The 14151-nt window shown below is 70.6% G+C and carries 12 protein-coding genes; 8 read left to right on the top strand and 4 right to left on the bottom strand.

The window, feature by feature from the left end; genetic code table 11:
• Positions 1-16: 16 nt before the first annotated feature.
• Positions 17-1690 (bottom strand): hypothetical protein, encoded by a 1674-nt coding sequence (locus AB0I38_RS21805; protein WP_358470744.1) that lies wholly within the window; start codon positions 1688-1690, stop codon positions 17-19.
• A 264-nt stretch (positions 1691-1954) separates the two neighbouring features.
• Between AB0I38_RS21805 and AB0I38_RS21800 the strand changes: the two genes are divergently transcribed.
• The 7 genes from AB0I38_RS21800 (at position 1955) to AB0I38_RS21770 (ending at position 6604) form a co-directional block, all read left to right on the top strand.
• Positions 1955-3010, top strand: coding sequence for an ABC transporter ATP-binding protein (locus AB0I38_RS21800; protein WP_358470741.1), 1056 nt, complete (start codon positions 1955-1957; stop codon positions 3008-3010).
• Entirely contained in the window at positions 3003-3677 is a 675-nt protein-coding gene (locus AB0I38_RS21795) for an ABC transporter permease (RefSeq protein WP_358470738.1), read from the top strand. Before AB0I38_RS21800 ends, AB0I38_RS21795 begins: the two co-directional genes overlap by 8 nt.
• Positions 3674-4360 (top strand): ABC transporter permease, encoded by a 687-nt coding sequence (locus AB0I38_RS21790; RefSeq protein ID WP_358470735.1) that lies wholly within the window; start codon positions 3674-3676, stop codon positions 4358-4360. The genes AB0I38_RS21795 and AB0I38_RS21790 overlap by 4 nt, the downstream gene beginning before the upstream one ends.
• On the top strand, positions 4360-5286 hold the full coding sequence (locus tag AB0I38_RS21785; RefSeq protein ID WP_358470732.1) for an ABC transporter substrate-binding protein: 927 nt from the start codon (positions 4360-4362) through the stop codon (positions 5284-5286). Before AB0I38_RS21790 ends, AB0I38_RS21785 begins: the two co-directional genes overlap by 1 nt.
• 40 nt (positions 5287-5326) lie before the next feature.
• On the top strand, positions 5327-5809 hold the full coding sequence (locus AB0I38_RS21780; RefSeq protein WP_358470729.1) for a flavin reductase family protein: 483 nt from the start codon (positions 5327-5329) through the stop codon (positions 5807-5809).
• A 79-nt stretch (positions 5810-5888) separates the two neighbouring features.
• The gene (locus AB0I38_RS21775) at positions 5889-6188 is read left to right on the top strand and encodes a type II toxin-antitoxin system Phd/YefM family antitoxin (protein ID WP_358470726.1); all 300 of its coding nucleotides are present in this window, start codon (positions 5889-5891) and stop codon (positions 6186-6188) included.
• Positions 6185-6604, top strand: coding sequence for a type II toxin-antitoxin system VapC family toxin (locus tag AB0I38_RS21770; RefSeq protein ID WP_358470723.1), 420 nt, complete (start codon positions 6185-6187; stop codon positions 6602-6604). Before AB0I38_RS21775 ends, AB0I38_RS21770 begins: the two co-directional genes overlap by 4 nt.
• A 5-nt stretch (positions 6605-6609) precedes the next feature.
• On the opposite strand, the gene sppA is transcribed toward AB0I38_RS21770, so the two are convergent.
• Positions 6610-8307, bottom strand: a complete 1698-nt coding sequence (gene sppA / locus AB0I38_RS21765; protein ID WP_358470720.1) for a signal peptide peptidase SppA — start codon at positions 8305-8307, stop codon at positions 6610-6612.
• Between the two features lie 84 nt (positions 8308-8391).
• Here sppA and AB0I38_RS21760 point away from each other — a divergent pair, with 84 nt between their 5' ends.
• Positions 8392-9840, top strand: coding sequence for an AAA family ATPase (locus tag AB0I38_RS21760; protein ID WP_358470717.1), 1449 nt, complete (start codon positions 8392-8394; stop codon positions 9838-9840).
• 61 nt (positions 9841-9901) lie between these two features.
• On the opposite strand, the gene AB0I38_RS21755 is transcribed toward AB0I38_RS21760, so the two are convergent.
• Both AB0I38_RS21755 and AB0I38_RS21750 read right to left on the bottom strand, forming a co-directional pair.
• Entirely contained in the window at positions 9902-11848 is a 1947-nt protein-coding gene (locus AB0I38_RS21755) for a S8 family peptidase (RefSeq protein WP_358470714.1), read from the bottom strand.
• 304 nt (positions 11849-12152) lie between these two features.
• Entirely contained in the window at positions 12153-14078 is a 1926-nt protein-coding gene (locus AB0I38_RS21750; RefSeq protein WP_358470711.1) for a S8 family peptidase, read from the bottom strand.
• Positions 14079-14151: the final 73 nt, after the last annotated feature.

Raw genomic sequence — 14151 nt, 5'->3', positions numbered from 1 at the left:
CGCCGGCCCGGCGTGATCAGGGGCCGATGAGCGACGGCATCGAGAAGAACACGATCATCGCGATGGCCACGCAGAGCAGGAACCCGACGAGCTCCCACGCCCAGTCGCGGTGACCGCGCCTGCGCTTGCGCCCCTTCGGCTTCGGCTTCGGCTTGCCGGGCTTACGGGCGCCGGGCTTGGGCACCGCCTTCCCGCGCTGACCGGTGACCGGCCGCCGCGCCTGCGTGCCCGCCCCGGGCCGTTTCCCGCTCGTACGGTCACCTGAGACGACTCCACTCTGCCGCGCCCCCGGCCCCTCCCCAGCGGTCTCGCGGTCACCGGGACCGGGACCGGCGACCTTGCGGCCACTGGGACCGAACCCGGCGGTCTCGCGGTCACCCGGACCGGGCCCCGCGACCTTGCGACCACTCGGACCGAACCCGGCGGTCTCGCGGTCACCGGGCCCCGCGACCTTGCGGTCGGCGCGCATCGGCCGGGCACTCGTGCCCGAAGGCCGCCGGGCGGCGCCGCTCTTCCGATCTCCACGCTCGGCCGGGCGGTCGATGGCGGGGGTGTCGGAGCGCTTGGGGGCGCCGGTGTCGCGGGCGCCGGTCTGCCAGGCGCTCGGCGGCGGGTCGGGCAGCCGGGTGAACTCCTGGGGCAACGGCATCCGGTAGACCGGCTCCTCGGCCGGCCGCTTGGGCGCGAACAGGTCGCCGGGCGAGCCCTCGCCGGCCGGCGGCGGGGTGACGGGGCCGCGCTGGATGAGGACGTCGCCGGTCGCGTGCGGCCCGGCCGCCGGACGCACGGTCGCGTGCGGCTCGGCCGCCGGACGTACGTCGTCCCGCACGGGAGCCGACAGGAAGAACGGCCGCTCGCGTGGCCGGGAGAAGGCCCGGCCGAGCCCGGAGGTGTCGGTCGGCGCCATCGGGTCGCGCAGCCGCGGCATCGGGGCCGTGGTCGCGTCGTGCTCCGGGACCCGCGCCGGTGAGGGCGGCGCCAGCAGCTCGGTGGGGAAGATGGCGGTGCTCGTCGCCGGATCGGGCTCGCTCAGCGGCAGCGGCCACCGGGGCGGCACGGGCCAGCGCGGCTTGACGAACATCGGCGCGGCGCCGGCCGAACGGGAGCCGGCGAAGTGGACGCGCAGGGAGGCGGGCGGCGAGGGCCACGGCAGGCGGCCGAGCACGTCGCGGAGCGGCGCGACCGTGAGCGCGCCGTAGACGTCGGCCACCGGCTTCGGCACCCGCGCCCCGGTGGCGGCCAGCGCCATCCCGAGCAGCTGCCGGTAGCGGTGGGCGGCGCTGAGCGCGAGCTCCTCGGCGGTGTCGGGCGCCACGTCGAGCACCCAGGCCAGCTCGGTGCGGCCCAGCCGGCAGACCTCGCTCAGCACCAGCACTTCGCGCTGGTGCGGGCGCAGGTCGCGGAGGGTCCGCTCGACCAGCGCCGAGGCCGGGTCGGTGAGCGGATCGACGACGGGAGGCGCGTAGACGACGTCGCGCCGGTGGATCTCGCGGCGGGCGAACGCGTAGAGCGCCGCGCGTGGCGGCACCGTCGCGGAGACGCCGCTGAGGACGGTCGCGAGGGCGTCGGCCGCGGAGCCGTGGTCGCCGAGCTGGTCAGCACAGTAGGCGAACAGCCCGGCGGCGTGACGGTCGTAAAGCTCTGTGACCAGGTCGGCGCGCGGGCGCTGATCGGTGAGCGGCTGTGTCACGGGGCCGATTCCTCTTGCTTCAAAGGCGGGATTGCCGGGGGTGGAGAGGCGGCGTCAAGAGTTGGTGAGGTAATCATGCCAACTAAGCCAGGGTGGCGCACCTATCGGGTCCGGTTTCGCTACGAATCAGCCCTGCTGAGTGAAGCGTTTAAGCAGGGGCCGACGCGACAGGGTGGTTCATTTCCCCATAAGGTTGTCGGGTAATAGATCATGGGCGGTCGTGGCAGGGGGGTCGCGGCCCTGCCACTATGCGAGAGGTCGCGCGTGATCACATTTGACGCTGTCACCAAACGCTACCCGGACGGCACCGTCGCCGTCGACGCGCTCAGTCTCGAGGCGCCGACAGGCGAGATCACGGTGTTCGTCGGCCCCTCGGGTTGCGGGAAGACGACGTCCCTGCGGATGATCAATCGGATGATCGACGCCACGGAGGGCCGGATCCTCCTCGATGGTGTGCCCGTGCAGGGCATCGATCCGCCGACGCTGCGCCGAGGCATCGGTTACGTCATCCAGCAGGCCGGCCTGTTCCCGCACCGCAAGATCGTCGACAACGTCGCGACGGTCCCCTACCTGCTCGGCTGGGATCGGAAGAAGGCCCGCTCCAGGGCCATGGAACTGCTCGAACGCGTCGGGCTCGACTCGGCGATGGGCGAGCGCTACCCGTTCCAGCTGTCCGGCGGGCAGCAGCAGCGCGTGGGCGTGGCCCGGGCGCTGGCCGCCGACCCGCCGGTGCTGCTGATGGACGAGCCGTTCAGCGCGGTCGACCCGATCGTCCGCACCAGCCTGCAGGACGAGCTGATCCGGCTGCAGGCCGAGCTGAACAAGACCATCGTCTTCGTCACCCACGACATCGACGAGGCCATCAAGCTGGGCGACCGCGTGGCCGTGCTGCGCGTGGGCGGCAGGCTGGCGCAACTGGCCGACCCCAAGACGCTGCTGTCGGAGCCCGCAGACGACTTCGTCCGCGAGTTCCTCGGCCGCGACCGGGGGATCCGGCGGCTGCAGTTCGTCTCGACCGAGGGCATCCGGCTGCGCACCGACCTGACCGTGACCGAAGGGTCCGACGATCCCGCGGACGAACCGTGGCGGCTGGTCGTCGCCGGCGACCGGCCGCTCGGCTGGGTCTCCCGCGACCGGCCCGGCACGCTGGAGCCGTACGGCACCTTCAGGCCCGGCCACGACTCCATGCGCTCGGCCCTCGACGCGGCGCTGCTGTCGCCGTCGGGCTGCGCGGTGGCCGTCGACGGCGAGGACAGGGTCATCGGCGTGGCCACCCGGGAGGCGCTCGACGAGGCCCTCGCGGAGGCAGCCGATGGGTGACGGGCCGCCCACACTCTGGGAGTGGATCGCGCGCAACTGGGACACCGGGCGGGTCGGCAGCATCAGGGACCTGCTCGGCGACCATCTCGTCATGTCGCTGGTGCCGATCGTGGCCGGGCTCGCGCTGGCCCTGCCGCTCGGGCTGGCCAGCGTACGCTGGCGCTGGCTCTACCAGCCGACGACCGGCGTGTTCAACGTCATCTACGCGTTGCCGTCGCTGCCGGTATTCATGCTGCTGATCTCGGTCACCGGCCTGTCGCAGCTGACCGTGATCATCCCGCTGACCTTCTACGCCATGGCCGTGCTCATCCCCGCCGTGGTCGACGGGCTCGGCGCGGTGCCGGAGCACGTGCGCCAGTCGGCCGTGGCGATGGGCTTCACGCCGCTGCGCCGCCTGGTCCAGGTGGAGCTGCCGATCGCCACGCCCGTCGTGCTCGCCGGGCTCCGGGTGGTCGCCGTCTCCAGCATCAGCCTGGTCAGCGTCGGAGCGCTGATCGGCCAGGGCGGCCTCGGCATGCTGTTCACCCGCGCCTACCAGAACCCGTTCCTGCCCCCGGTGATCGTCGGCATCGCGCTGATCGTGCTGCTTGCGCTGGTCGCCGACGGTCTCCTGGTCCTCGCGCAGCGGCTGCTCACCCCGTGGGTACGGGCGAGGAGGGCCACGTGAGCTGGCTGACCGACTTCTTCGGCGACCCGGCCAACTGGTCGGGCCCCGACGGCATCCCGGCCCGGCTGCTGGAACACCTGGAGTTCTCGGCCCTGGCACTGGTGCTCGCGATGCTGATCGCGGTGCCGCTCGGGCTGCTGATCGGCCACACCGGCCGGGGCGGGCTGCTCGTGGTCGTCACGGCCAACCTGGCCAGGGCGCTGCCCACGCTGGGTCTGCTGGTGCTGTTCGTGCTGCTGCTCGGCACCGCCTCCATCCTGCCGGTGATCATCCCGCTGGTGCTGCTGGCGGTGCCGCCGATCCTGGTCAACACGTTCGAGGGGATCCGGGGCGTCGACCCGGACCTGCGTGACGCCGCCTACGGCATGGGGCTCACGGGCGGGCAGGTGCTCGGCCGGGTGCTGGTGCCGGTGGCGCTGCCGCTGATCCTGCTCGGCCTGCGCCTCTCGGCGATCCAGGTGGTGGCGACCACGACGGTCGCCGCCTACACCGGGCTCGGCGGGCTCGGCCGGTTCGTGATCGACGGTTTCGCGACCAAGGACTACGCCAGCGTCGTCGGTGGTTCCGTACTGATTGTGTTGTTCGCGCTCGTGGTGCAGATCGTGTTCATGCTCGTACAGCGGGCAACGGTCTCTCCTGGGGTGAGCCAACGCCTTATAACCCCCAAGAAGGGAAGATTGTGATGAGACGCACTTTCGGCGCCGCGGCGCTGTTCCTGTCCGCGGCGCTCACGTTGACCGCCTGCGGGAGCGGCGGCAGCGGCGGCAACCCGCTCGACACCACGAGCGCGGCCCCCAGCGGTTCGGCCCCCGCCTCCGGCGGCGGCAAGGCCGTCATCGGCTCGTTCGACTTCGACGAGAGCGTGCTGCTCGGCTCGATCTACGCCCAGGCGCTGGAGGCCAAGGGCGTCGAGGTCGAGGAGAAGCCCCGCATCGGCAGTCGTGAGGTGGTCTACGACCAGGTCAAGAGCGGCGGGCTGACCATCGTCCCCGAGTACAACGGCAACCTGCTCGCCTTCATCGACCTGCAGAACACCGCGGCGACCACCGACGAGGTCAACACCGCGCTGAAGGAGAAGCTGCCGGCCGAGCTCCAGGCGCTCGACTCCTCGCCCGCCGAGGACAAGGACACCCTGTCGATCACCAAGGACGCCCAGGCCAAGCAGTCGCTCACCACGATGGAGGACCTGGCCAAGGTGTCGAAGGACATGATCGTCGGCGGTCCGCCCGAGTTCAAGAAGCGCTGGGAGGCCCGCTTCAAGGACGTGTACGGGCTGGAGTTCAAGCAGTGGAAGGCGACCGGCCCGACCACGGCCGACGCCATCAAGGACGGCTCGATCCAGGTCGGCAACGTCTTCTCCACCGACCCCAAGATGACGGCCAACGACCTCGTCCCGCTGGAGGACCCGAAGAACATCTTCCCGGCCCAGAACGTCACCCCGCTGGTCAACAAGGCCGCGGCCAACGACACCATCACGGGCACGCTCAACGAGGTCTCGGCCAAGCTCACGACCGAGTCGCTGCTTGAGATGATGCAGAAGATCAGCGTCAACAAGGACGAACCCGCCACGGTGGCCAAGGAATGGCTGAGCACGAACGGCCTCGGCTGACCCGCCCGGCGAGGGTCCCCTTCGTCAGGGGGCCCTTGCCGTGAGCGAGTTCACCGAGGCGATGGCCCAGCTCGCGGCGGGCGTGGCCGTGATCACCGTGCGCGACGGCCGCGACGACCTGGGGACGACGGTGTCGGCGCTGATGTCGGTCTCGCTGGAGCCGCCGCTCGTCCTGGTGAGTCTGGGCAACCGTGGCTACCTCGCCGAGGTGCTGCTGCGCCAGGACCGCTGGGCGGCGTCCCTGCTGTCCGCCGGACAGGCCGCGATCGCCAGCCGCTTCGCCGCCTCCGGCCGTCCCAGCGCCCGCCACCTCGTGGCGGGCGTGCCGCACCACCGCGGCCCGCACTGCGACGCGCTGGTGGTCGAGGGCGGCGTCGCCGCCCTGGAGGCCGAGACCACCCAGGTGGTGCCGGCCGGCGACCACGCCCTGTTCATCGCCCGCGTGCTCGCGGTCGACTACGTCACGCCCACCCTCCAGCCCCTGGTACGGCTGCGCGCCCGCTACCGCCCCATGGGCCCCTGAACATCCAGGAGAAAGGCCACCTTTTCCACAAAGTGCCACACCGTGGCACCGGGTGGGCTGAGCGGAGTAGCCTGGCGATATGAGTGAAGCCTGGCACGAGCCTCCCGAGATCAATCAGCGCGACCTGAAGAACCGCGCTGGTGAGATCATGGACGCCATCGAACGCGGTGAGACGTTCACCCTGACGCGTCACGGACACAAGATCGCTACGGTCACCCCGATCAGCCGCCGCCGCACGTTCGTCCCCAAAGAGCGGTTGATGGCGGTGTTCGCGAACGCACCGGTCATTGACGACAAGGAGTTCGCGGACGATGTGCGTTCGGCCTTCGATGACGAGGACTACGATCCCTGGGAGCGGGCCAGAAGGAGGAGCGAGTGACCGACCGGGAAGTCGGGCTCCTCGACACCAACATCCTCATCCTGTTGCCCTTGCTCGACCCGGCGGAGTTGCCCGATACCCCGGCCATCAGCACCGTCACACTGGCTGAGCTGGCGGTTGGACCGCTGGCGACTGGTGACCCCCGCAAACGCGCGAGCCGGCAGGACGTGCTCGCCCGCGTTGAGTCGGAGTTCGAGCCACTTCCTTTCGACGTTGCGGCGGCTCGCGCCTTCGGACAGGTCTACGTGGCCGTAAGGGAGGCCGGGCGCAATCCCCGAAGCAACACCGCGGACCTGTTGATCGCCTCCGTGGCCATCGCCAATCGGTTGCCGCTCTACACCGTCAACCCCAGCGACTTCAAGGGGCTGGAGAGCCTGCTGGCCGTGGAGACGGTGACGCATCCCGACTGCCGCTGAGCGGCTCAGCGGATCGTGTACCAACCCGGGAGGGCGAGGGGGCCGGCGGTGGGGAGGCCGAGCTCGGCCGACAGGCGGGCCAGCGGGCCCCAGGCGTCGATCCGCACGCGGGCCAGCGCCGCCGCCTTGTCCTCGCTCGACTCGGGGCCGCGCAGGCGCTCCAGCGGGTTGAGCCGGGGATAGACGCGCACGGGGGCGTCGTCGGCCAGGCGGGCGCGCTCGCGGGCCAGCCGCAGCGCGTCCTCCAGGCCGCCCAGCTCGTCGACCAGCCCCCGCTCCTGGGCGTCGGCACCGGTCCAGACCCGGCCCCGGGCCAGCTCGTGGGTCCGCTCCCGGCTGAGGTCGCGGCATTCGGCGACCTTGCCCACGAAGTCGTCGTAGATCCGGTCGAGCCAGGCGTTGACCCGTTCCCACTGCTCCGGCGAGAAGCCGCGCGAGGTGGAGAACATCCCGGCGTTGGCCCCCTCGGCGACCATCTCGGAGTTGACGCCGATCTTCTCCAGCAGTTCCGTCAGCACCGGCTTGCCGCCGAACACGCCGATCGAGCCGGTCAGGGTGCCGGGCTGCGCGATGATCACGTCGGCGGCCATCGAGACGAAGTAGCCGCCGGAGGCCGCCAGGTCGCCCATTGACACGATCACGGGCTTGACCCTGCGGGTCAGCACCACCTCGCGCCAGACGGTGTCGGAGGCGACGTAGGAGCCGCCGGGGCTGTCGACCCGGAACACCACGGCCTTCACGTGCTCGTCGCGCCGGGCGGCCCGCAGGGCGGCGCTGACCGTGTCGGAGCCCATCGCGCCGCCACCGCCGAGCGGGCTGCGCCCGGAGCGCCCGGAGCGGATCTGGCCGTTGCCGTGGACCAGCGCGATGCCGGCGGCCGTCGGGTGCGGCAGCTTGCGGACGGCGGCGTTCCTGGCGTAGCGGGAGACGAACAGCAGGTGGGCGTCGGCTCCGGCGGACTGCTTGACCTCGTCGTAGACCTCGTCCCGGTAGGCCAGCCGGTCGACCAGCCCGGCCTCCAGTGCCTCGGCCCCGATGAACGGCCCGCGGTCGACGAGCTCGCGCACCTTGGCCGGGTCGAGCCGGCGCCCCTCGGCGATGCCCGCGACGAGCTGGTCCACGACCGACTCGACGATGCGGCCCATCGACTCGCGATGGGGCTCGGTCATGTGGTCCTTGGTGAAGGTGTTGGCCCCGGTCTTGTACTCGTGGCGCTGCCCCATCTCGTAGTCGACGCCCAGCTTGGCCAGGGCGCCCTTGAGGAAGCGCTGCTCCATCGCCACTCCGGTCAGCCCCACGTCGCCGCTCGGCTGAAGGTAGACCCGTTCGAAGGCGCTGGCCAGGTAGTAGGGGACGGTGCCGCCGCCGAACTCGCCGAACGTCTCGCCGAAGGCGACCGTGAGCTTGCCCGAGGACCGGAACCGGGTCACGGCCTGGCGCAGCTCCTGCACCATGGCCAGGCCCAAGGGGTTGCCGCCGATCTTCACGATCAGCGCCTTGACTCGCGAGTCGTCGCGGGCCCGCTTCAGCCCCGACAGCACGTCGGCCAGGCGGGGCTTGCGCATGGACAGCAGGGCGGCGACCGGATCGGCCGGCGGCCCCTCCGTGAGCCCCTCGGTGAGGTCCAGCTCGAGAACCAGCGGGCTGGTGCGCCGCTGGCGCAGCCTGTCAACGGTATCGAAGATCGCTCTGCCTGCGTCCATGAAGCCACCCTAAGCGACACATCTCGGACCTATGCTTAGAACTATACATCTTAGGTGTATGCCACTAAGGGATATAGTTCTACTGTGAAGTCTCTTGTGAAGCCCGAGCACGTCTTCGAGCGTGATCGCGAGTGGGAGGGTTTGGCTGGATTCGCCACATCGGCCAATCCCGACGTACGGCTGGGCATCGTCAGTGGCAGGCGTCGCCAAGGCAAGACCTTTCTCCTCGACGCGCTGGCGAGCGAGGTCAGCGGATTCTTCTTCGCCGCCACTGAGGCGACCGAGGCAGAGGCGCTGGCCCGCTTCGGCCAGGCGCTGGCCGCCCAGACGGGGGGCGGTCGTTACGCGTTCGACAGCTGGGACGAAGCGCTGGAGCGGATGTACACCGCCATACCGCGAGGGCTCATCGTGATCGACGAGTTCCCTTACCTGAGCAAGGCGTCACCTTCGCTGCCCTCGCTACTCCAGCACGCTCTCGACCCCAGAGGCCACGCGCGACGCGGCGAAGCGCGCCTGCTCCTGTGTGGTTCGGCCATGGCAGTCATGGGGCGGCTCCTGTCCGGCAGTGCGCCGTTGCGCGGGCGGGCCAGTCTCGAGTTGGTGATCAAGCCGTTCGACTACCGGACCGCGGCCAGGTTCTGGAACATCGACGACCCACGCCTCGCTGTTCTCGTCCACTCCGTCGTTGGCGGCACCCCCGCCTACCGTCGGGAGTTCGTGGCCGGGGACGCGCCCGATTCGCTGGACGACTTCGGCTCCTGGGTGCGGCGGACGGTGCTGAATCCGCAGACCCCCCTCTTCCGTGAGGCCCGATACCTGCTGGCGGAGGAGGCCGACATCCGTGACACCGCCCTTTACCACGCCGTGCTCGGCGCCATCGCCTCTGGCAGCGCCACCCGAGGCGGCATCGCCGGATGCATCGGCCGCAAGTCCACGGACATCGGACATCCGCTATCGGTCCTGGAGGACTCCCAGCTGATCGCCCGGGAGGCCGACGCCTTCAGGAAGGGGAAGACCCTCTACCGCATCCGCGAGCCGCTGATCGTCTTCTACGAGGCGGTCATGCGACGCGAGTGGACCCGGCTCGATCGTGGCGACAGAGACGCGGCCTGGCGCAACTCCCAGAGCACTTTTCTGTCGCAGGTGGTGGGCCCGCACTTCGAAGGCATCTGCCGCGAATGGGCCATGTCCGTGGGGGCCGAGGTCTTCGGTGAGCTTCCCGGGGAGGTCGCCGCGGGCACGGTCGCCGACCCGGGCAACCGGACGCAGATCCAGGTGGACGTGGCCGTCCTCGCGCCGGACGAGCCCGGCCGGCCGCGGCGGATTCTGTCACTGGGCGAGGTCAAGTGGGACACGATCATGACGGCCGGCCACGTGGCGCGGCTGCGGCGCGCGCGAGACCTGCTGGCGGTGAAGGGATACGACACCCGTGACACGGTGCTGACCTGCTACAGCGGTGCGGGATTCCAGCCGGACATCGCCGACGGGCGACAGGACGTTCACCTGGTCGGCCTCACGGACCTTTACGGCTGAGCGGGGCTGGACGCACGAAGGGCCGGCCCCCTTCCGGGACCGGCCCCTCCATGTGATCGGGTTACTTGTTCACGTGCTTGTAGAGGTAGACGGCCGTCTTCTTGAGCTGTGTGGCCGTACCTCCCTTGACGCGGTACGTCTCGGCGACGCCGATCGCCTTCTTCAGCGTGGTGCTGCCGTGGACCTTCGCCGAGGCGTTGTAGACGCCGTGGGAGTAGTTGAGCCAGGCGGCGAGCAGCTCACGGTCGAGCAGGGCCTTGGCGCTCTTGCTCTTGGGGTTGAGCACCTTGTACGCCTTGCCCAGGGTCGCGGCGTTGGTGACCTCGGGGAAGACCGAGCTGCCGTTCTGCGTGATCGACAGGTAGCACAGCAGGGTCCGGTCGGACAGGCTGCCCTGGGACTTCAGCATCTCGCGCGCCCACGCCTTCGAGCTCAGCGGCTTGGTGCCACGGCCGCGCGTGCACGTGTCGGGCACGGGCTCCGGGTCGGGATCCATGCTGATGATCTTGGGGTCGGGGTCGCTGGTCGGCGCCGGCGTGTGCGTGGGGGTCACCGTCGGTGTCGGCTTCACGGTGGGCCTGACCGTCGGCTTGCCCGTCGGGGTGGCCGTCGGAGTGGTCGTGGGCTTGCCGGTCGGGGTCACCGTGGGCGTCGGGGTGGGCGTCGGGGTCGCCTTCGGCGGGGTCGCCTTGGCCAGGTCGATCCGCTTGGTGGTCACCTGGCCGTACCTGATGGACTTGCCGGTGTTCTGCAGCTTGGCCAGGATCTGGGGGACGCTCAGGCTCGGGTGGGCCTGCTTCATCACCGCGAACGCGCCGGCCACGTGCGGGGCGGCCATCGACGTGCCGCCGATGACGCCGTAGGCGTTGTTCGGCACCGAGGAGTTGATCTCCACGCCGGGCGCGAACAGGTCAAGCAGTTTGCCCCGGTTGGTGAAGGTCGCGAGCGCGTCGTTGTCGTCGGTGGCCCCGACGGCGACGGCGCTGGAGATGCAGGCGGGGAAGGAGACGGCGCTGGGGAATCCATCGTTGCCCGCGGCGACGACCGGCGCGGTACCGAGCGCGATGAGGGCGTCGAACTGCGCCTTCATCGCGGCCATGGAGCCGGTGTCACAGTGGTTGGAGTACGGGTCGCGCCCGCCCAGGCTCATGTTGGCCGCGACGACGTTGCGTGCCTTGGCCACGCTCGCGACGTAGGCGAGGGCGAACATCTGGTCGGAGGTGTAGCTCAGCAGGCAGGGGCTCTTGCCGGCACCGCACAGGGTCTCGCTGTTGATCTGGCTGAAGACCTGGATCGGCAGGATGCCCGCCTCGGGGGCGACACCGTTGGACGGGGCGCCCGTGGTCTTCTTGCCCGCGGCGATACCCGCCACGTGGCTGCCGTGGTAGCAGCGGTTGGCGCCTTGGACGACGCACCTGGCGATCTCGGCGTTGGCCGCGCCGGCGCCCTGCTGGGTCGACTGCCCGTTCGGGCAGAGCGAGGCGGCCCCGTGGCCGCTGTAGTTGCTGGAGAAGCAGGCCTCGTCCACGATCCGGCCGGCGAAGAACGGGTGGTCCCGGTCGATGCCCGTGTCGAGGACGGCGACCGTGAAGCCCTTGCCGGTCCAGCCCGCCTCGTTGGCCTTGTCGGAGCCGATCACCTTGGTGCTGGCGTCGAGGGACGGTGCGCTCAGCTCGTCCTTGTAGATCGCCTGGATGCGGGTGTCCTTCTTGAGCTCGTCCAGGGCCTTCTTGTCAAGTTCGGCGACGAAGAAGCCGGCCGCCTTCTTCTCTTCGATCACGTCGGCCTTGGCGGACGCCTTGCCGGTGTCGGTGGCGACGGCGTTGACGCTCGCTCCGGGCTTCAGCTCGATGATCGAACGGACCGTTCCCTCCTTCTTGATCTCGGCCGTCAACTGGGAGCTGACGGCAGGGTCGTCAACTGTGGCCGCGTGGGCCGGGGCAGCGACGAGCGCGGCCGAGGCCGTGGCCAGTGCTAAGGCGCTGACCAGCAGAGACCGTAGTCTCACTCTTCCTCCGGGGGGTCGACCGTCCGTCTCTCGGACGGACTGGAGGGGGACACCCGAACGGCGGGACGCGTCGAGGGCGAGTTGCGGAATCGTAATGACGAAACCCCCGTGAAGCTCGCTCGTCTCGGCCACTGGCCGGAAAAATCCCCACTTGATGGTGCGTACGGGGCCAGAGTGTACTGAGAGACCAGGCACCAGCCCCGTGAAGAAACACGTCCGTTATCCGGATATGCGGGATTCCTCTTTGGACGGTTCCAAGGAAGGGATCGCGGGGGCGGTTCGCTGGCCGCCCCGGGACGGTGCCTCAGGCGGACTTGCGCAGGCTCTTGGCCGCCTTCGTCAGCTTGGCGCTGGTCGCCTTGGACGTCAGCCGCACGGTCTCCGCGCTCTTCAGGGCCTTGGTGTTGTTCGTGCCGTGCGCCCAGTTGAGCCAGCCCACCAGCAGCGCGCCGTCCAGCCGCTGCCTGGCCGTCTTGTCGGCCTTGACCACCTTGTACGCCGTGCCGAGCGTCGAGGCCCTGGTCAGCTCGGGGAAGACCTTGCTGGCCTTCTGCACCAGTTTCAGGTAGCAGGTCAGCGTGACGTCGGGGATGCTGCCGCTGCTCCGGTGGATCTCGACGGCCCACTGCTTGGCCGTCAGCCGCTTGCCGGTCGTGCTCCGGGTGCAGACGGCGGCCGGAGGCGAGGCGGTGACGGTCACCGTCACGGTGACGGTCGGCAGCGGGATGGGCGTGGACCGTGCCTGGTCGTCGCCGGGGTCGGTCGCGGTCGGCTCGGGTTCGGGGGCCGGCTCCGGTGACGGGCTGTCGGCGGAGGGCTCAGGCTGCGGGTCGGGGTCGGGGTCGGGGTCGGGTCGCGGGGCGGAGGTCTGGCTGACGGTCGGCGCCGGCGTCGCGCCGGTCAGGGCCGCCAGCACGTCGAGGCGCGGCGTGACCACGTCCACGCCGTTCGCCTGGTAGGCGTACGGCCTGCCGGTCGTCTTGAGCCTCTCGATCAGGTCGGACATGGGGGTCTGCGGCGACTGCGCCTTCAGCAGCGCGAGGGCGCCCGCCACGTGCGGGGTCGCCATCGAGGTGCCGCTGTAGACCGCCATCTGGTTGTCCGGCACCGACGACTCGACGTCCACGCCCGGCGCGAACAGGTCGAGTAACGCGCCCCGGTTGGAGAAGCCGGCGATCTCGTCGCCGTCGTCGTTGGCGCCGACGGCCACGGCCGAGGAGATGCAGGCGGGGAAGGAGGCGCCCTCGAAGTACTCGTTGCCGGCGGCCACCACGGTCGCGATGCCCTTGGCCAGCAGCGAGTCGATGGCCGGCTTGAACGCCTGGGCCTCCTCGCTGTCGTCGCAGGACGTCTCGGCGGGCATGCCGCCGAGGCTCAGGTTCACCGCGGCGATGGGCTGCGACAGACCGGCCACGTGCTCCATGGCCAGCCGGAGCGACGACTCGTAGGCCAGCAGGCAGGACGGCTCGCCACAGATGCTCTCGTCGTCGACCCGGCTGAACACCTGGACGGCGACGATGCCCGCGCCCGGAGCCACACCGCCGTCGCCCGCCGCGATGCCGGCCACGTGGGTGCCGTGCTCGCACAGGTTGACCGCGCCCGCCAGGCATCTGGCGGTGGCCGCGTCGGCCGCGCCGGCCCCGATCTGCGACGTCTGGCCGTTGGGGCAGAGCGACGTCACGCCCGTCTCGACGGCCGAGAAGCACGCCTCGGCCACGATCCGGCCGGAGAAGAACGGGTGGTCGCGGTCGATCCCGGTGTCGAGGACGGCGACCGCCTGGCCGGCGCCGGTGAACCCCTGGGCGTGCGCCTGGTCGGCGCCGATCAGCTTGAGGCTGGAGGCCAGCGTCGGGGGATAGGCGCGGTCGCGGTGGATCGAGATGACCCGGGGGTCCTCGGCCAGCGCGGCCAGCTCCTCGGCGGTGCCCTCGACGACCATGAACGGCTGTGTTTCCGGCCGGAGCACGACGTCCACGTTCGCCTCGGCGGCCTGGGCGGCGACCGGCGCGCGCTCGGCGGGGCCGGTCAGCTCGACGATGGCCCGGACGCTGCCCTCGCCGACCGCCAGGCTCTCCTCCAGCTTCCCGTGGGACGGGGACGGGGACGCGGAAGGGGACGGAGACGGAGACGAGGCCGCGGCCGGCGCCGGGGTCGGATCGTCGGCGAACGCTGGGGCGGCCGGGACCAGAGCCAGCAGGATCGAGCAGACGATCAGGGAGCGAAATCGCACGCGTCCTCCGAGCAGGGGGTGATCTCGGAGTTTATGGCGATTTACAGGACAAGCCCAGAGCGGGATCGCCTTT

This window comes from Nonomuraea cavernae (assembly GCF_040655715.1).
Lineage (GTDB): Bacteria > Actinomycetota > Actinomycetes > Streptosporangiales > Streptosporangiaceae > Nonomuraea > Nonomuraea cavernae_A.
The sequence above is the reverse complement of the archived record's forward strand: the minus strand, read 5'-3'. Positions and strand labels throughout refer to the sequence as shown.

Excerpts from the sequence above, each read along its gene's own strand:
- sppA (WP_358470720.1), bottom strand. The coding sequence starts at position 8,307 with ATGGACGCAGGCAGAGCGATCTTCGATACCGTTGACAGGCTGCGCCAG.
- AB0I38_RS21785 (WP_358470732.1), top strand. The coding sequence starts at position 4,360 with ATGAGACGCACTTTCGGCGCCGCGGCGCTGTTCCTGTCCGCGGCGCTC.
- AB0I38_RS21775 (WP_358470726.1), top strand. The coding sequence starts at position 5,889 with ATGAGTGAAGCCTGGCACGAGCCTCCCGAGATCAATCAGCGCGACCTG.
- AB0I38_RS21795 (WP_358470738.1), top strand. The coding sequence starts at position 3,003 with ATGGGTGACGGGCCGCCCACACTCTGGGAGTGGATCGCGCGCAACTGG.